This window comes from Rhodococcus aetherivorans, assembly GCF_011058165.1.
Taxonomy (GTDB): Bacteria; Actinomycetota; Actinomycetes; order Mycobacteriales; family Mycobacteriaceae; genus Rhodococcus; species Rhodococcus aetherivorans.
The window spans coordinates 1-17,695 of the sequence record NZ_JAALEG010000060.1; the positions used below are offsets into that span (position 1 = coordinate 1).

Sequence of the window (17,695 nt, forward strand, 5' to 3'; positions counted from 1 at the left end):
AGGCCCGCGGTGCGCACCGCGTACAGCCCCGCGTTCGAGCCGAGCGTGGCCAGGCTCGCACCCAACAGCCCCAAACTGCCCAACAGCGTCATCGCTGCTCGCCTCCTCCGCCACCGACGTAGGTGCGAACTGCACGGGCCGGTGGATTGTGTCCCTGGTGGTCTCGTTCGTCAGGTGACAGCGACCCGCTCGGGTTCGCAGGTGCCGGCACGAACCTTGGACCCTTGCGCTACGTCCACCATGTCGTCTCTGCTCACGATCTTGACCCTGGGCCGTCCCGCACTTCTTCCCAGGTTCCGCTCGTGGTTGTCGATGTTCTTCCACCCCTTCAGGTCGAGCCGCTGAGGTTGCCGGAGGGCGACGAGATCGTCGAACTCGGCCGTTCCCGCTCCGGGAGTCGCCAGGCGGCCACCGACGAAGTCGGCAACGATGCGGCGCGCTGTCTCGATCGAACACGACTTGTTCGTTCCGATCACCCCGGTCGGTCCGCGTTTCAGCCATCCCGCCACGTACGCCCCGCGCACGGCCTGCCCTGTTCTCGGATCGATGACAGCTCCCGCATCGTTGGGCAGCACCCCGCGCACATCGTCGAAGGGCAGATTGCCGACCGTGGCGCCACGGAACCCGATGGAGCGCAGAATGAGTCCCGACTCGATGGTCTCGTAGAAGCCTGTGGGTTCGACCGTCGATCCGGCACCGTCGAGTGCGGCGACGTTCCGCTCGACACGGATGCCGGTCGCTCGCTCGGTACCCAGTATTTCCACTGGGGTACGGAGGAATTGGAGATGAATCCGGCGGTTGCCGGTGCCGGATTCAGTCGTGTCGTAACCATCGAGGACCGCATGCCTCATACGCGTGAGAGAGTCCTCTGCGTCCTTGCGATGCACGATCTCGGAGGTTGTGACGTCCACGCCGGCAAGGTTGCCGAGACCGATCAGCTCGGGGGTGCTGAAGGCGGCGCTGTCCGCGGCACGCCGCCCGAGCACGATCACCTCTCGTATTCGGCTTGCGGCAAGTGCCTCCAGGGCGTAGTCCGCGATGTCGGTCTTCATCAGGCGACTGACGTCACTGACCAGTATGCGCGCGACGTCGAGTGCTACGTTTCCGTTCCCGATCACGACTGCCCGGCTGCTGGAGAAGTCGAATTCGGCACCGGCGAAGTCGGGGTGGCCGTTGTACCAGGCCACGAATTCGCGAGCGGAGTGGACTCCCGGCAGGGCCTCTCCGAGAATTCCGAGGGCGCGATCGCCCGCAGCTCCGCTCGCGTATACGACCGCATGATGATGGGCGAGCAGTTCCTCGTGCGAAATGTGCCTTCCGATTTCGACATTGAGGTACGCAATGCAGTTCTTTCGCCCTAGCGTCCGCGCGAAGGTCCCGACTACGTTCTTGGTTCGACCGTGGTCCGGTGCCACCCCGTAGCGGACGAGGCCCCCGATTACCGGCAGCTTCTCCACCACGGTGACCAGCACGTCGAGGCCTTTGGTGGCCGTCAGCTCGTCGGCGAGGTAACAGGCGGACGGTCCGCTTCCGACAATTGCGACGCGGAGCGTCTCGGACGCGGACCGGATCGTCGGCCGCTCCGCCCCGGGAAGTCCGATTTGCCTCGGTTGTATCGGATTGTCTTGGTAGTAGGCGGCGTTCAGGTCCGGAAACGCCTGCATCTCGGGCGTCATGTCCCCTTCCGGAACGATGGCGTCGACGGGGCATTCGTCCACGCACGCGCCGCAGTCGATGCACGTTGCCGGGTCGATGAAGAGCATCTCGGTGCGAGCGTAGGCCCGCTCGTCCGGCGTGGGATGGATGCAATCGACTGGGCACACCGAGACGCAACTGGCGTCGTTGCAGCATGGCTGCGTGATTACATGAGCCATTGGCGACCTGGCTTTCTGTCGGGCCGACTCGACCGCGACGGCAATGCCGTGAACAACAGGTGACAGATATCATATTTTGTCATTTGACCGAACGTCAACCCACGTGGGCCGGGACCTTTTCATCCGGAGCCGAGGGCCGGCTCGGTCGTGCCGCAGCACTCCGCGCCCGCGGTGCACGCGAAAGCCGGGTGACGCCTCTTCCCCGCCGGGGCTCTCACGCCACCCTTCCAGCCGAGACGTGGCTCGCTCTTACACATGACAATTTTCGTATTTCGTTATATCGCGTGGGTGCGAGCCACGCAAGAGGGACTTTCGCCTCTTGCGGGGTCGCTTAGAATTCGGGCCTGCTCACCGAGCGGCACTCCGGGGCGGACACGCGAAAGGCCCCGAAGCGCAGCGCGCCTCGGGACCCCTGCCGACAGTATTCGTGGTTCAGTTCAGACGAGCGTCGGCCGCAGACGTATCGGTGACGATTCCCGGCAGCATGAACTTGGTCAGCAGTCGTCGATGGTCGGCATCGTCTCCCTGGTCGAAGTCCATTCGTCCGACCAGTATCAGCTCTACCAGAGTTATCCACTCGGCGATCTCGTCGTCGGAAACCCCTTCGCGGACCTCCCCGCGCTCGCGCGCTTCGTCCATCAGCGGCGCCCACATCTCGTGCGTGAGCCGCTTGGCCAGGCCGGAGCTGCCGAGTAGCGCCGTCGCCATGTCCATGTGTTCGGGGCTGACGATCAACCGAATGATCGGGTCCTTCCGCCCCCGGTCCACCAGAAAGATGAGACCGTCGACCACCTGCTCGGCGAAGGTCTTCCGCTTTCGCAAATACGCACGTGCCTGGTCGAACAAACGGCGCGAGCGGACTTCGATGACTGCTGCGATCAAGGTGTCGCGATCGCGAAAATAGCGGTAGATCGTTGGCCGGGAGACGCCGGCCTCCTTCGCGACATCGTCCATGGTGGTCTTGACCACCCCGTACCGCTGGAAGGCCGTTTCCGTGGCCTCGAGGATCTGAGCACGCGCCTCCTCGGCGTCCTCACTGAGGACACTCCCGTTCCGTCGTCGCGCCATGCCGCCTCCCGCAAACTCGGCGAATCACCGATAAATTCGTGTTCATGATACAAGGGCCGGATTTCGTCCGCTGTCCCCACCTCATGCCTCTGCCGACCGTGGCGCAGGCGTGCGGACGAGCCGGTTCCCCGTGGCGGCGGCGCACGACGGATCAGTGAGCGGTTCACACCCGAGGCCGGTGGACATCTGCCTCGAATTGCAGACCGGAGGTGCTGTGGATATCGGTTCTGTGTTCGCAGCGACTCATTCGTTCCGGGCGTGCGGCGATGTCGATCGGTGACGTTCGAGCGGCGGGGCATGCGTGCGCATACCCCGCCGCTCGAGCGCCGACGTCGAACCGTTCTTACGCCTCCGGTGTGAATCGGATGGGCAACCGCATGCACCCCCGCACCTGGGTGGCGTGCAGGAGAGGCGGCTCCTCGGAAATCAGGTCGTAATCGGGAATCCGTCGGTGCAACTCCTCGAGGGCGAGCGACAGTTCGATTCGCGCCAGGTGGGAGCCCAGGCACCGGTGGGGACCCGAGCCGAAGGAGAGATGCCGATTCGGGTGACGTTCGAGCTGAAGCTCATCCGGGTCGTCGAATTCCTCGGCGTCACGGTTGGCCGAACAGAGCATGAGGATGAGCTGATCACCCTTCTTGATCTGCACACCACCGAGTTCGACGTCGCGAGTCGCACAGCGCCCGGGCACCACTGCGGCCTCGATCCGAAGGATCTCTTCGACGGCACTGGGTATCAGCGATTCGTCGGCGATCAGGGCTTCGCGCTGGTCCGGATTGTTGACCAGGTGAATAACGCTCCACGCCAGCGAGCCCTGCACCGTGTGCAGTCCCGCGATGAGCAGCAGGAAGAACATGCGGTTGAGCTCTTCGTCGGTCAGCAGCCGCTTTCCGTCTTCGAGCTCGACCTCGGTATGAATCAGAGCGGACGTGACGTCCTCGCCGGGCATCTTCCGCCGCTGGTCGACCATGTTCTGGAAGTAGCCGAGCATCTGCATTCCGGCGGCCGCGCGCGCCTGCTGGGACTCATCTTCGCCGGCACCCGGCTTCCCCATCAGGATGGTGTCGGTGGCCTCGGTGAACATCGGCGCGTCCGCGAGTGGCCAGTCCATCAGCGCCAGGAACACCCGGGCCGGCAACTCGTGTGCGAATTCGGAGATGAACTCCGCCTGTCCCCGGGCGGCGAATCCGTCGATGAGTTCGTTGATCACCCCACGGATCTGCTCGGTCAGTGCCTTCATGCGATTGGGTGAGAACAGCGGTTGCAGCGCCGTGCGATAGCCGGTGTGCTCCGGGGGATCGAGCTCGATCGGGATGAACTTGCCCATGCCGCCCGGCCCGGTAACGAGGTTGTTCGGGTAGCTCGAGAACGTCTCGGGATCGCGCAGGACTTCGTGGATCTCCTTGTAGCGCGTGACGATCCAATGTCCGCCATGCGCTGTCGAGTAGACCACCGGGCCCTTCGCCGCCAATTCGGCGGCCTTGTCCTGAACAGTGTCGACCGGGCCGGCCAACGACGGATCGTAGATGTCGAAGTCGACGACGAGCTCTTCAGGAGCGGCGCCGGCAGCTGTCGTGCTGGTCATGGTGAGTTCCTCGATCACAGTAGGGTCAATTGAATTCGATGCTCAGGGCGCGTTCCGGGCATACCAGGGCCGCCGCCTCGGCGGCGGCGATTTCCTGATCGGTACTCAACAACGCCTTCAGCACGACCGGATCTCCCGCGTCGTCGCAGTCGAGTATCTGCGGAGAACGGCCGTAGCACAGTCCGTGTCCGGCGCAGGCCGAACGGTCCACCACCAGTCGCGGCACTCCGGCCCGGCTCGGCGGGGCAAAGCTGTTGTCGTGCAGTGTCATATGAGCTCCTTGCTCGAACAAGGGCCGCCTCCCTGCACGGACGGTGTCGGCAGAGGACAGCAGGAGGTCTCACGGGAGCGACGGGGCGCGTGATAGCCATCCGGCGCGCCCGGCCCCTCTGTGACTCACATTACGACCAGTTACATATTACGTCAATCGATATTTGTCATCTGTTGACTGTCCGCGCCACGGCTCCTATAGTTTGTGACACGCTCCACACCAAGCACCCGTGCGGCCCCCTCTCACTCCACCCCTGGCGACCACCTCTGCCTTGTCGCCCGCACCACGGGGACCGTACGCGCCCAACAACTTCCGTCCACACATCGGACAAGAACCAGAACGGGAAAGGACAATCATGGGACGCCTCCCAGACAAGGTCGCTCTCATCACCGGAGCGGGGTCCGGCCTGGGACGCCAGTGCGCTCAGCTCTTCGCTTCCGAAGGCGCAAAGGTGGCGGTGGTCGACATCGACCCGGAGCGCACCAAGGGAACCGTGGAACTGATCGAGCAGCACGGCGGCGACGCCATCGCAGTGACCGCGGATGTGCGCAGGGAACAGCAGGTGATCGACGCCGTCGCGGCGACGGTCTCCGCCTTCGGCAAGCTCGATATCGCCTTCGCCAACGCCGGTGTGGTCTCCCGCGGTGGCGTGCCCTCGGTCGCCGGGGGTGAGCAGGTCGAATTCGAGGATCTGACCGATGCCGACTGGCAGGACGTGGTCGGCGTCAACCTCTCCGGTGTGTTCTATACCGCCAAGGCTGCGGTTCCCGCCCTTCGGGCCAACGGCGGCGGTGTCATCCTGGCGACCTCGTCCGCCGCCTCGTTCGTGGCGTACCACAGCATTGCGATGTACTCGGCCACGAAGGCGGGAGTGAACGGCCTGGTGCGGGGACTGAGCCTGGACCTGGGCAAGTACGGCATCCGGGTCAACGCGATCGCTCCAACGCACGGCATGTCGCCGAACTTCCTGGCGCCGGCCGGAACCCCGGTGGTGGGACAGTCCTACGAAGAGGTCGCCGGCCCCTGGGATCCCGGCATCTCCCCCATCCCCCTCAATCTGAATCGGCCACCGTCACTGATGGACAACGCGCGCGCAGCGTTGTTCATGGTCTCCGACGATTCGGCCTACATCTCCGGCGTCACGCTGCCCACGACGGACGGTGGCACGCTCGCTCGGGTCAGCATGTGGTTCCCCGAAGACCAGGGCACCCCGACGCTCGACACGGACGCCTGAGACCGAAGACGGCGAAGGGTGGGACCGTGAGGTCCCACCCTTCGCTCCCTCGGAATCCCACTGCGAGCACGCGCAGCAGTGCGGACAGCCCGGCGACCGAACCGGCGATCCCCCTACCTCGAGTCCAGGTATGTCGTCACAACCAGGATCAAGATGACCAATCCGAAGACGACTACCTCCTGACGGCGGGTATGGGTCTCGCACTGGCGCTCCGGGTCTTCCACGTTCTTACGAAAGCTCATGGGCCGCTCCCCCGGTTCAGTCCCCCACATGCTCGATTTCCACCAGGAGGTCGCCGGTGTGCTGCCCGATGACGTCCACTCCCCCGTCGAGGGTTCCCAGCCTCACGATGCCGTCGTGGTAGCTCTGGTCGCCGTAGTAGAGGACGAGGTCGTTCCACGGCGCGTAGTAGCCGATGTCCCCCGGGGCAGGGTCTGCGCCGGGTGGGGCGCCGGTGATCGACAGGGACGTGGGTAGCTCGGCGACCTTTTCCACGGATCCGAAGTCGGTCATGGTGAGGGTCAAAGGGAGCTGCGCGAGGAGGTCGCGGCCGGCAGGGGTGTCCGACAGCGTTCCCGTCAGGCGTTGCCCGTCGACGATGAGTGCGATACGGATGCGATCCCACTCGTCGTCGACGGTGGGCTCCGGAGGACTGCTGCACGCGGCTGCAAGGGTTACGAGAGCCAGCGACAGCGACACGTGCACTGCACGAAAGCGGGTGTCCATCGGGCTTCCTTCGGCGTGGTGGTTCGGGCGCGCCCGTGCATACGCTCAGGTACTCCGGGCTGCAGATCAACCGAGGGTGGCGGTGTCGATGACGAACCGATAGCGGACATCGGACGCCAGGACGCGCTCGTAGGCGTCGTTGATCCGGTCCGCGGGGATGACCTCGACGTCGGCGCCGATGTCGTGTGCGGCGCAGAAGTCGAGCATCTCCTGGGTCCGGCGGATGCCACCGATCATCGAGCCGGCGTAGGAGCGGCGGCCGCCGATGAGGGAGAAGACGTTCAGGCTCAGGGGTTCGGCCGGGGCACCGACGTTGACCAGGGTGCCGTCCACCGCGAGCAGACCGAGGTAGGCGTCGACATCGATGGCGGCACTGACCGTGTTGACGATCAGATCGAAACGGCTCGAGAGCTGCTCGAATGTGGCCGGATCGCTGGTGGCGTGGTAATGGTCGGCACCGAGCCGCAGGCCGTCCTCCCGCTTCTTCAACGACTGGGACAGCACCGTCACCTCGGCGCCGAGGGCGTGGGCGATCTTGACGGCCAAGTGCCCCAGACCGCCGAGACCGACGACGGCGACCTTCGTGCCCGGTCCGGCGTTCCAGCGCCGCAACGGCGAGTAGGTGGTGATGCCGGCGCACAGCAGCGGCGCAGCGGCCGCGAAGTCGAGCGTCGCGGGCACGGAGAGCACGAAGTCGGCGTCGACGACGACATGGGTCGCATAGCCGCCCTGGGTGGTGGTGCCGTCCCGGTCGACGCCCGCATAGGTGGGGACCATGCCGCCGAGGCAGTACTGCTCGTCGCCGTTGCGGCAGTTCACGCACTCGCGGCAGGAGTCGACCATGCAGCCCACTCCGACGCGGTCACCGACCCGGTGGCGGGTGACGTCGGCACCGACCTCGGCGACGAGACCGACGATCTCGTGGCCGGGGACGAGCGGGTAGGGCTGGGGTCCCCAGTCGCCGCGGACGGTGTGGATGTCGGAGTGGCAGATGCCGGCGTACTTGATCTCGATGAGCACGTCGTTGGGTCCGACGTCCCGTCGTTCGATGACCGTCGGGGCCAGCGGCGCGGATGCGGACGAGGCTGCGTAGGCATGGACACGCATGGAGGCTTCTCCTCTGAGTGGAATTGCTGTGGTTTCGGGCCGGGCTGAAGGTTCAGGCGAACGCACGGTGTTCCGGCGTGCCGGCTGTCGGTGGGCGGAGCAGGACGTAGCCGACGAGGCCGAGCAGGGCTGCCGTGACGGTGACGACGCCCAGCGGCACCGCGGTCTCCGGGCCGGCCAGCCCGACGAGGGGTGCGGTGACGCCGCCGAATGCGAACCGGGCCAGCCCCAGCAGCGAGGCGGCCGAACCGGCCACCTCGGGATAGTTCTCCAGCGCGAGGGACGTCGACGGCGGGGTCGTGACCGCCACCCCGCTGACCATCGTGAGCAACGAAACGACCATCGCGGCCAGCGGCAGGTGTGCGGTGGCGGTGAGCAGCACGCCACCGGCGCCGGCCACGACCATGATCAGACCGGCGACCAGGGTGCCGTAGACCGACCACCGCTCCGCGATGCGGCCGGCGAGGTATCCGAAGACCATGAATCCCAACGAGTTCAGCCCGAACGCATAGGAGTAGCCCTGCGGCGACAGGCCGTAGATGCCCTGCAACACGAACGTCGCGCCGCTGAGATAGGCGAACAGGGCGGCGTTGACGAACCCCGTGATGAGGACCGCGCCGAGGAAGACCCTCTCCGAGACCAGCCGGCGGAACACCCGCCCACTGTCGGCCAGGCCACCGGCTCGTCGACTACCCGGTGGCAGCGTCTCACGCAACACCCCGGTACTCGCTGCGAGGATGGCCACGCCCACGACGGCCAGGAACACGAAGGTGCCCCGCCAGTCGGTGATCTTCGCCAGCTGCCCGCCGATGACCGGTCCGATGATCGCGGCCAGTCCGCCGAGGACGGTGAGCCGGCCGTAGTAGCGCAGCAGCCGGGCGCCGGAATACAGATCCCGACCGGCGGCCTGGGCAATGACGATGCCGACCGCACCGGTCAGCCCCTGCACCAGGCGCGCCGCGACGAGCATCTCGATGGTCTGGCTCACCGCGCACCAGGCGGACGCGGCGATGAAGGCCCCGACTCCGATCAGCAGCGGACGACGGCGACCGAACCGGTCCGACAGCGGACCGGCGACGACCTGCCCGAGGGCGAGTCCGAGCAGGCAGGCGGTGACGGTCAGCTGTGCCGCGGACGTGCTCGCCCCGAGGTCGGCGGTGAGCGCGGGCAGGACCGGCAGGTACAGGTCCATGGAGATCGGGCCGAAGACGGTGAGCAGGCTCAGCACGACACCCAGTGCCCGGCCCGGCGGGGCGAGGTTCGAGGCGCGGGCGACCTCGCCCACGGTGGTCCGGCTGTCGTCGCGTCGGACGGAGGTCAGGGATGCAGGCATGAACGAACGGTTCCTGATGAGTCGGGAGTCGGCCGCGAGGCAGACTCGGACGGTGGCCACCCACGGGTGACGATGGAGGTCAGGGGCGGAGCAGGACCTTGATGGCGCTTCGCTCGTCCATGGCCTTGTAGCCGTCGGCGGCCTGCTCGAGGGGCAACTCCAGGTCGAACACCTTGCCCGGGTTGATTGTTCGGCTCCAGATCAGGTCGATCAGTTCGGGCAGATACTGCCGGACCGGGGCCGGACCGCCGTGCAGGTGCACGTGCGAGAAGAACAGCTCCTCGCCGGGCAGCTGCACGTCGTGGGCGACCCCGACGTAACCGACGTGCCCGCCGGGCCGGGTGGACCGGATGGCCTGCATCATCGACTCCTGGGTGCCGACGGCCTCGACGACCGAGTGCGCGCCCCGCCCGCCGGTGAGCTCCTTGATCCGGGCCACGCCCGCGTCACCTCGTTCGGTGACGATATCGGTGGCACCGAACTCGCGCGCCAGCCGCTGCCGGGGTTCGTGACGGCTCATCGCGATGATCTGTTCGGCGCCGAGCTGCTTCGCCGCGAGCACCGCGAGCAGACCGACGGCGCCGTCGCCGACGACCGCGACGGTCTTGCCCGGTCCGGCCTCGGCGGCGACGGCACCGAACCAGCCGGTGCCGAGGACGTCCGAGGCGGCCAGCAGAGACGGGATGAGGTCGGGTTCGGGCATGCCCGGAGTGGCCACGAGCGTGCCGTCCGCGAGGGGGACCCGCAGGAACTCGGCCTGGGAACCGAGGCTGCCCATGAGCACCCGGTGGACGCACGAGCTCTGATACCCGGCGCGGCAGATCTCGCAGGTGTTGTCGGACGCGAAGAACGAGCCGACGACGAAGTCGCCGACCTTCACATTCGCGACGTCCGCGCCGATCTCCTCGACGATGCCGACGTACTCGTGACCCATGGGGATCGGGCCGTCGTAGGTTTCGACACCGCGGTAGGGCCACAGGTCCGAGCCGCACACACATGCCGCGGAGAGCCGGAGGATCGCGTCGGTGGGTTCGACGAGGGACGGACGGTCGCGTTCCTCGACACGGACGTCGCCGGGGGCGTACAGGATTGCTCCACGCATGACGGTGCTCCTTGTTCGCACGAGATCTGATGTGGGTGTCCCGGCTGTTTTCCGGGCCGATTCCATGGAACACCGCGCACCACCCGCGCGGGAGGTCGCGTTCATAGGGGGTACAACCACGACCTCCCACGACGCCGCACCGGACGTACCGTGGACGGCGTGGACAACCGCGCCGATATCCGCAGCTTCCTCGCCACCCGGCGGGCCCGGCTGACCCCGCAGCAGGTCGGGCTGCCCGCCGGCGGCGGGCGCCGCCGGGTCCCCGGATTGCGGCGCGAGGAGGTGGCCGTGCTGGCCGGGGTGAGCACGGAGTGGTACACCCGCTTGGAGAAGGGCCACATCGGCGGCGTCTCCGAGGACGTCCTCGAGGCGGTCGCCCGGGCACTGCAGCTCGACGAGGCCGAACGCACCTACCTGTTCGACCTCGCCCGCGCCGCCCGGCCCACCCACCGCGCACCCCGCGCCCGCAAGCAGGCCCAGGTGCGGCCGAGGGTGCGGTGGATGCTCGACTCGATGACCTCCTCCGCCGCGTTCGTCCGCAACGGGCGCATGGACATCCTCGCCACCAACGCGCTCGGCCGCGCGCTGTACTCGCCGATGTTCGCCGACGACCGCAGAACCGCCAACATCGCCCGCTTCCAGTTCCTCGATCCCGGCGCTCGCGACTACTTCCCCGACTGGGACGGCGCCGCAAACGTGACCGTGGCACTGCTGCGCGCCGAGGCCGGCCGCGATCCCCACAACAAGGACCTGCGTCAGCTCGTCGGTGAACTCTCCACGCTCAGAGACGAATTCCGCGCCCGGTGGGCAGCACACAACGTCCGCATCCATCACGCCGGGAACAAGCAGTTCAACCACCCGGTGGTCGGCACGCTCGACCTCGTCTACCACTCCCTGGACCTGGCAGCGGACGACGACTGGGTCCTCGATCTGACCATCTACACCGCCGAACCCGGAACCGACTCCGAAGACCGGCTCAAGCTTCTCGCCAGCTGGGCCGCGACTCATCTCCCGGCCCACCCGGCGACCGAACCGTCCAGCTGACACGGACGGACGGCACCCGCGACGTTCGGTCGATCCTGCCGTCCCCGCCGGCAGACAAGGCCTTCCGCAGCGAGATGGAAAGCGCTCCCGTGGCGTCGGCCTCTACCCGTCGAGGAGCACGCCCGAGGCCGAGATCGGCCGCAGCACGATCCGGACGAGCGCAAGCGGGTTGTCGTCCCCGGCGCAGCGGTTGGCGTCGAGCGTGCCGCAGGTGCGGCACCGGTGGATGATCACCCATTCCCCACCCCCGCGCACGGTCACCGAGATGGGCTCCATCCGGCCCCCGCAGCCGGCGGCCCGGTCGCCGGGCACACGATCGACGTGCCTACTGGACAGGCAGTGCGGGCAGTGGTTGCGGTGCGCGGTTCCGGGCGCCTGCATCGGCACGTCCAGACCGCATCCGAGGCAGCGGAACGATGTTCCGTGCCGCGCGGGTGCGTCGCGATGTGCCGGCTTCGGCCGCTGCACTCGAGCTGTTCGATTGTTCCTGCGGGACACCGAGCGCTCCTACAGTTGTGCGAGATGCTCGAGCGGGAACGGCGGTTGCGCCAGCGGTTTCACCGCGATGCGGAGCAACAGCAACTGGTTGTCGTCCTCGACCACCGGGCACGCGTCGAGGCCACCGCAGGCGGTACAGCGGTGGATGAGCATCCACTCTCCGCCCCGGAGCACCGCGATCGAGATCGGGTGCGTGCGTGCTCCGCACCCGGCGTCCGGTCCGGGTCGGTGCTTTCCGGCGAGGCAGTTCGGGCAGTGTGTCCGTGTTGCACCGGCAGGCGTCGCGGCAGGTACCGTCAGCCCGCACCGGATACATGTGAACGTGGAAAGGTGCGATATCGATGTGCCACTGTGGGACACTTGGGTTCTCCTCTGTGAGATCAACTGTGCTGCAATGTGTGCCGAGCACTGTCGATCCCGCGAAGACCTCACACCGGACAGGCGATCCGATGGTGGGTGCGGATCACCGGTCCGAGCGCTTCACGGGATCGTGAAGGAGCTCGGCGGCTGTCCGGGGCATAATTCACCACTTTCCATCCGAGTTCGACCGGCCTCTCCGCCGGACGCAGCAGACAATATTCACCACGGGGTGAACCCGCAAACGAATTACTGCGAGCGACCGTGTTCCGGTTCCGTATCCGACTGGCGGACAGGTCCGTTCGAACGGTCCGGGAACGGTGGTTCGATGCAGGACGACGACCGGGCGCACATCCGCGCACTCGGCGATCGACGCGGCACGGGTCAGTAGCTCCCGTGCCGGGCCAGCACGTCGAACGCCGGGTCGCCGGGGCCGATGTCGTACGTGCACTCGCCGCCGCGCGGGTCGGGCACGAACGCCCACAGCAGCGCGCCGGCGGCCCCGGTCTCGCGGTAGCCGGTCAGCGCCGCGTCCACACGTTCGGCCCGTTCGGGCAGCGGCAGGCAACTGCCGGCCTCGATGCCGAGTTCGGCCACCAGGATCGGCTTGGTGACCTGCCCGAGCCGCACCGGCAGCCATGCCGCCTCGTCGTAGTCGTGGTACTGCAGCACGTCCACGTACGGCGACTTCGCGAGCTGCGCGTAGCCGTCCCCGGCGCTGCCGCACTGGTCACCACCGATCAGGCCGAGGCTGATCGGGTGCCGCGGGTCCGTCTCCCGCACGATCCGGCCGACCGCGTCGGTCCACGCCCGCAGCAGTTGCGCCGAGTCGGGTGGGCAGGAGCGCCGCGGCAGGCTGCATGCGGCGTCGCCGCACACGCCGGGCTCGGGCTCGCCCAGCAGGTCCCACGCGGCGAGCGCCGGCGACACCCGCCACCGGTCCACGGCCAGGCGGACCCAGTCGCGGTAGCTGACCGCGAAGGGGGCCCGGCGCGTGGTCCAGCCGTGTTCGTACCAGGCGCGGTCCTTGTACAGCTCGTTGCCGCACGCGCCGTCCTGCGGGGACAGCACCGGCATGACGAGCTGGCCGTGCCGCTCGGCGGCGGCGAACACGGCGTCGATCGCCGCGAAGTCCAGCGTCCCCGTGACGCGGTTCAACGCCAGCGCCTGGAAGGCGTTGAACCGCGTCAGCGACGACGGCGGCAGCGACGAAAAGTACGCGTCCAGGTCCACCTGCGCGCCGCAGCCACCGTTGACGTCCCAGTCGGAGGCGAGCTGATAGGCGTTGAGCCCGGTCGGCCACCAGGGCTTCCCGTCCAGAATCAGGCCCCGCCCGTCGACCGTGACACGCGCCGCCGGCGGCGGCGGTGGTGGGTCCGGCGGTGGTGGGGACGCGCACGCGGCCGCGCCGACCAGACAGGCGACGACGACGGCGGCTGCGCGCATGGGCGAACGGTAGTCCCTGCCCGGCCGGACGGGAAGGCGGGTTGGCCACGGCGCGCACGTCGGCGGGGCCGGGTGAGCTCGTGGCCCACCGTTCCCCGCCGCGGCGCCCGTCCTAGCCGATCCTGCGGCGGTACGTCACCATGGCGAAGATGTACGCGACGACGAGGATGCCGACACACCAGGCGAGGGCGATCCAGATGTCGGCGCCGACCGGCTGCTGTGTGAACAGGTCGCGGATGGCATCGACGATGGCCGTCACCGGCTGGTGCTCGGCGAAGGCGCGTACCGGGCCGGGCATGGTGTCGGTGGGCACGAATGCCGAGCTGATGAACGGCAGGAAGATGAGCGGGTAGGAGAACGCGATCGCGCCGTCCGCGGACTTCGCGGAGAGACCGGGAATCACGGCGATCCACGTCAACGCCAGAGTGAACAGGATCAAGATGCCGGCGACCGCGAGCCACGCCGGCGCTCCCGCCGCCGAGCGGAAGCCCATGAGGAGGGCAACGAGCACGATGACCACGACCGAGGCCAGATTGGCGACCAACGAGGTCACCACGTGCGCCCACAGAACGGACGAGCGTGCGATCGGCATGGACTGGAATCGCTCGAAGATGCCGCTCTTCATATCCAGGAAGAGCCGGAATGCGGTGTAGGAGATGCCCGAAGCAATGGTGATGAGCAGAATGCCGGGCAGCAGGTAGTTCACATACGAGTTCGACCCCGAGTTGATCGCGCCGCCGAACACGTAGACGAACAGCAGCAGGAAGGCGATCGGCATGATCGTGGTCGTGGTGATGGTGTCCGGGCTGCGCGTGATGTGGCGCAGAGATCGTCCCAGCAGGACGGCGGTGTCGCCGAAGAAGTGCTTGGTCATCGTTGTCCCCTACTCTTCCGTGCCGGCACTGCGTCGTTGCCGGCGTCGCCGTCCTTGCCGTCGGCACCGACGACGGCAAGGAAGACGTCCTCGAGGGTCGGCCGCTTTTCCACGTATTCGACCGTGGCGGGCGGGAGCAACTGCTCGAGCTCGGCGAGGGTGCCGTTCACGATGATCCGGCCCTCGTGGAGGATCGCGATCCGATCGGCGAGCTGTTCGGCCTCCTCCAGGTACTGCGTCGTGAGCAGCACCGTCGTGCCGTGCTCGGCGAGTTCCTCGACGGCCTGCCACACCTCGAGGCGCGCCTGGGGGTCGAGCCCGGTCGTCGGCTCGTCGAGGAAGATGACCGGCGGATCCCCGATGAGACTCATCGCGATGTCGAGGCGGCGGCGCATGCCGCCCGAATACGTCGACACCTTCCGCGCGGCCGCGTCGGTCAGCGAGAAGCGCTCGAGCAGATCATCCGCGATCCTGCCCGGATCCGCGACGTGCCGCAACCGGGCGACCAGCACGAGATTCTCACGCCCGCTGAGTATTTCGTCGACGGCGGCGAACTGTCCCGTGAGGCTGATGGACTCTCGCACATCCGCAGCCTGCGTGGCGACGTCGAAGCCGTTGACGCCGGCAGTCCCCGCGTCGGCCTCGAGCAGCGTGGACAGAATCTTCACGACCGTGGTCTTGCCCGCTCCGTTGGAGCCGAGCAGGGCGAAGATGCTGCCCCGCGCCACGTCGAAGTCGACGCCGCGCAGCACCGGCAGGTCCTTGAACGACTTCTCCAGGCCCTGCACGCGGATCGCGGGCAACTGCACCTGATCGGTTGTCATCCGGATATCCGTTCTCTCGTGCGTCACGATTCGGAGCCCGCGACGCGATCGATGGTGTCGGTCAGCCGTTCCCGTTCCTTGCTGATCCACTGACCCTCCGGGTAGTTCCGGAGAAATGCCTCCGCGAACTCGACCGGGTCCTCCCCGACGACGGCGCGGATCGGCGTTCCGTCCGCCGCGCTCTGCTCGAAGAGATCGGCGAGGTCCTCGAACATCGAAGCCGCGCTGGAGGGGTCCCCCGGCCCGAAGTGCATCAGGTACCGCTCGAGCGCATCGATTGCCGTGCGGTAGTCCGCGGGAAGCTGTTTCGTGCGCGCCTTGTATTGCCGCCATCGCCGCTTGTCCCCGAGCATCTTCGAGATGAACATGGTCATCTGCCTCCTTCGCGGAGCTGTTCGAGCCGTTCTGTGAGGAAGCTCCATGTCCCCCAGAACTCTTCGAGGTATTCCTGCCCCTGCGCGTTGAGCGAATACACCTTGCGCGGTGGCCCCTTCTCGGACGGCACCTTCTCCACGTCGACGAGGCCTCTTTTTTCGATCCTGACGAGCAGGGCGTAGATGGTGCCTTCGGCGATGTCGGAGAAGCCCTGCTCCCGCAGCCGTGCCGTGATCTCGTAGCCGTATGCGGGCCGGTTGGAAACGATCGCGAGGACGATGCCCTCCAGCGTTCCCTTGAGCATCTCCGTCATCTGCTTGCTCACGGAACACCTCCTCAACTACTAAGCGTTACTGACTACTGGTACATAGTAACGCTGAATAGCGGCGGCGCAAGCCCCTCGCGTCGCGGCTCTCCGACCGACGCCGCAACCACTCGATCACCAGGACCTGGGGGAACTGCCCCGGAAACCCAATGTTCAAGTGGCGGCCATGCCGCGGAGATCCGAAGCCACGACACTGGATGAATCGAGTGCCGATCGATGCAGAGGAGGCACTGACAGGACGGACGTGGCGGCCCACCGCCCCACCGCGCACCCCTCCGGTATGGCGCTACTGCGCCGAGTGCCTCCGCGCGCCGCACATCGCGGCGGTGTCTGTACGGGTGCGCCGACGACAGGAGTTCCGTTCGACCACGGTCACAGCACCGCACCAGCACGAGGAGGCCCGAGATGCTCGGACTGAAGTTGCCCATGCCATCGTTGCCGACCCTCTCGCTGCCGGGCCGCTCCCCGGCGAGCAGGCCACCCGCGGACGTGGTCGTGCTCGACCACGACCAGGTCGAGGAACTCGGCCGCGAACTCGATGCGCTGCGCGCCCGCATCACCGCGGACCTCGGCGCCCAGGATCGCGACTACCTCTTTCGCGTCATCAAGGTGCAGCGGGGCGCCGAGGTGGCCGGCCGAGTTCTGATGCATCTGGGGGTGTTTCCGCCGGCGTGGCTGGCCGGCGTCGGCGCACTCGGGATTTCGAAGATTCTCGACAACATGGAGATCGGGCACAACGTGCTGCACGGTCAGTACGACTGGATGCGCGAGCCCGGCGTGAACTCCCAGGACTTCGAATGGGACATCGTCTGTCCCGCCGACCAGTGGAAATTCTCGCACAACTACATGCATCACACCTACACGAACATCCTCGGGCGGGACCGCGACATCGGGTACGGCATCCTGCGGATGGACCCCGGTCAACACTGGAACCCGTACTACCTGGGCAACCCGCTGTATGCGCTCGTGCTGATGCTCACCTTCGAGTGGGGCGTGATGCTCCACAACCTCGAGACCGACCGCGTACTCCGGGGCCGACGCCCGTGGCGCGACATCGCACCCTTGGTCCGCGGCTGGTGGCGCAAGGCCCGCCCCCAGGTCCTCAAGGACTACGTGGTCTTTCCCCTGCTGTCCGGGCCGCTGATGCTCCCGACACTGGCCGGGAACGCCGCCGCCAACCTGGTCCGCAACGTGTGGGCGTTCTCCATCATCTTCTGCGGCCACTTCCCGTCCGGCGTGCAGACCTTCACGGAGGACGCAACCGCCGACGAGACCCGCGGGCAGTGGTACGTGCGGCAGATGCTCGGATCGGCGAACATCACCGGCGGCCCGCTGTTCCACATCATGTCCGGAAACCTCTCGCACCAGATCGAGCACCACCTGTTCCCCGATCTCCCGGCGCACCGGTACCCGGCGATGGCGCCCGAGGTGCAGGCTCTGTGCGAGAAGTACCGCCTGCCCTACAACACCGGCGGGCTGGGCCACCAGATCGGCTCCGTCTGGGTCAAGATCGTCGTGCTCGCGCTGCCGCCGGCCCTGTCGCCACCGGTCCCGGCACCCGCAGTCACGATCGGGCGGCGCACCACGAGAGCCGGCGCCTGAGCAACGGTTCGCTGCAGGGCGCGTGCTCAGCCGGCAGGGCGTGTGGTCAG

At 67.3% G+C, this 17,695-nt stretch carries 18 protein-coding genes; 3 read left to right on the forward strand and 15 right to left on the reverse strand.

Annotation, left to right across the window (positions count from 1 at the left end):
• Window positions 1–170: 170 nt before the first annotated feature.
• From G6039_RS20675 to G6039_RS20690, 4 genes are all read right to left on the reverse strand, one after another.
• Window positions 171–1,874, reverse strand: coding sequence for a 4Fe-4S binding protein (locus tag G6039_RS20675; RefSeq protein ID WP_051446013.1), 1,704 nt, complete (start codon window positions 1,872–1,874; stop codon window positions 171–173).
• Window positions 1,875–2,306: 432 nt separating this feature from the next.
• Window positions 2,307–2,942, reverse strand: a complete 636-nt coding sequence (locus G6039_RS20680; RefSeq protein WP_006936621.1) for a TetR/AcrR family transcriptional regulator — start codon at window positions 2,940–2,942, stop codon at window positions 2,307–2,309.
• Between the two features lie 343 nt (window positions 2,943–3,285).
• Window positions 3,286–4,527, reverse strand: a complete 1,242-nt coding sequence (locus G6039_RS20685; RefSeq protein WP_043798695.1) for a cytochrome P450 — start codon at window positions 4,525–4,527, stop codon at window positions 3,286–3,288.
• Window positions 4,528–4,552: 25 nt separating this feature from the next.
• The gene (locus G6039_RS20690) at window positions 4,553–4,798 is read right to left on the reverse strand and encodes a ferredoxin (RefSeq protein ID WP_006936623.1); all 246 of its coding nucleotides are present in this window, start codon (window positions 4,796–4,798) and stop codon (window positions 4,553–4,555) included.
• 355 nt (window positions 4,799–5,153) lie between these two features.
• On the opposite strand from G6039_RS20690, the gene G6039_RS20695 reads away from it, so the two are divergent.
• On the forward strand, window positions 5,154–6,032 hold the full coding sequence (locus tag G6039_RS20695; RefSeq protein WP_043798371.1) for an SDR family NAD(P)-dependent oxidoreductase: 879 nt from the start codon (window positions 5,154–5,156) through the stop codon (window positions 6,030–6,032).
• Between the two features lie 258 nt (window positions 6,033–6,290).
• On the opposite strand, the gene G6039_RS20700 is transcribed toward G6039_RS20695, so the two are convergent.
• The 4 genes from G6039_RS20700 to G6039_RS20715 all read right to left on the reverse strand — a co-directional run bounded on the left by G6039_RS20700 (window position 6,291) and on the right by G6039_RS20715 (window position 10,300).
• Window positions 6,291–6,758 (reverse strand): cyclophilin-like fold protein, encoded by a 468-nt coding sequence (locus tag G6039_RS20700; protein WP_051446014.1) that lies wholly within the window; start codon window positions 6,756–6,758, stop codon window positions 6,291–6,293.
• A gap of 66 nt (window positions 6,759–6,824) precedes the next feature.
• Window positions 6,825–7,865 carry an NAD(P)-dependent alcohol dehydrogenase gene (locus G6039_RS20705; RefSeq protein WP_043798374.1) on the reverse strand — a complete coding sequence of 347 codons (1,041 nt, stop codon included), beginning with the start codon at window positions 7,863–7,865 and terminating at the stop codon, window positions 6,825–6,827.
• Window positions 7,866–7,917: 52 nt separating this feature from the next.
• The gene (locus G6039_RS20710) at window positions 7,918–9,198 is read right to left on the reverse strand and encodes a multidrug effflux MFS transporter (RefSeq protein WP_043798377.1); all 1,281 of its coding nucleotides are present in this window, start codon (window positions 9,196–9,198) and stop codon (window positions 7,918–7,920) included.
• 79 nt (window positions 9,199–9,277) lie between these two features.
• Entirely contained in the window at window positions 9,278–10,300 is a 1,023-nt protein-coding gene (locus tag G6039_RS20715; RefSeq protein WP_043798379.1) for a zinc-dependent alcohol dehydrogenase family protein, read from the reverse strand.
• A 150-nt stretch (window positions 10,301–10,450) separates the two neighbouring features.
• Between G6039_RS20715 and G6039_RS20720 the strand changes: the two genes are divergently transcribed.
• The gene (locus G6039_RS20720; RefSeq protein WP_043798381.1) at window positions 10,451–11,344 is read left to right on the forward strand and encodes a helix-turn-helix transcriptional regulator; all 894 of its coding nucleotides are present in this window, start codon (window positions 10,451–10,453) and stop codon (window positions 11,342–11,344) included.
• 102 nt (window positions 11,345–11,446) lie between these two features.
• Here G6039_RS20720 and G6039_RS20725 read toward each other — a convergent pair whose 3' ends face one another.
• The 7 genes from G6039_RS20725 to G6039_RS20755 form a co-directional block, all read right to left on the reverse strand.
• Window positions 11,447–11,842 (reverse strand): RNHCP domain-containing protein, encoded by a 396-nt coding sequence (locus G6039_RS20725; protein ID WP_006936630.1) that lies wholly within the window; start codon window positions 11,840–11,842, stop codon window positions 11,447–11,449.
• Between the two features lie 9 nt (window positions 11,843–11,851).
• A complete protein-coding gene (locus tag G6039_RS20730; protein WP_308936530.1) occupies window positions 11,852–12,274 on the reverse strand; it encodes an RNHCP domain-containing protein in 423 nt (140 codons plus the stop codon).
• Window positions 12,275–12,583: 309 nt separating this feature from the next.
• Window positions 12,584–13,645, reverse strand: a complete 1,062-nt coding sequence (locus tag G6039_RS20735; RefSeq protein ID WP_043798388.1) for a glycoside hydrolase 5 family protein — start codon at window positions 13,643–13,645, stop codon at window positions 12,584–12,586.
• A 112-nt stretch (window positions 13,646–13,757) separates the two neighbouring features.
• Entirely contained in the window at window positions 13,758–14,519 is a 762-nt protein-coding gene (locus tag G6039_RS20740) for an ABC transporter permease (RefSeq protein WP_006936634.1), read from the reverse strand.
• Window positions 14,516–15,343, reverse strand: a complete 828-nt coding sequence (locus tag G6039_RS20745; protein WP_043798390.1) for an ABC transporter ATP-binding protein — start codon at window positions 15,341–15,343, stop codon at window positions 14,516–14,518. The genes G6039_RS20740 and G6039_RS20745 overlap by 4 nt, the downstream gene beginning before the upstream one ends.
• A gap of 23 nt (window positions 15,344–15,366) precedes the next feature.
• Window positions 15,367–15,717: a DUF1048 domain-containing protein gene (locus G6039_RS20750; RefSeq protein WP_043798392.1), complete on the reverse strand. Its 351-nt coding sequence runs from the start codon at window positions 15,715–15,717 to the stop codon at window positions 15,367–15,369.
• Window positions 15,714–16,043 (reverse strand): PadR family transcriptional regulator, encoded by a 330-nt coding sequence (locus G6039_RS20755; RefSeq protein WP_043798394.1) that lies wholly within the window; start codon window positions 16,041–16,043, stop codon window positions 15,714–15,716. Before G6039_RS20755 ends, G6039_RS20750 begins: the two co-directional genes overlap by 4 nt.
• Before the next feature lie 405 nt (window positions 16,044–16,448).
• Between G6039_RS20755 and G6039_RS20760 the strand changes: the two genes are divergently transcribed.
• Window positions 16,449–17,645: a fatty acid desaturase family protein gene (locus G6039_RS20760; protein WP_043798397.1), complete on the forward strand. Its 1,197-nt coding sequence runs from the start codon at window positions 16,449–16,451 to the stop codon at window positions 17,643–17,645.
• Window positions 17,646–17,695: the final 50 nt, after the last annotated feature.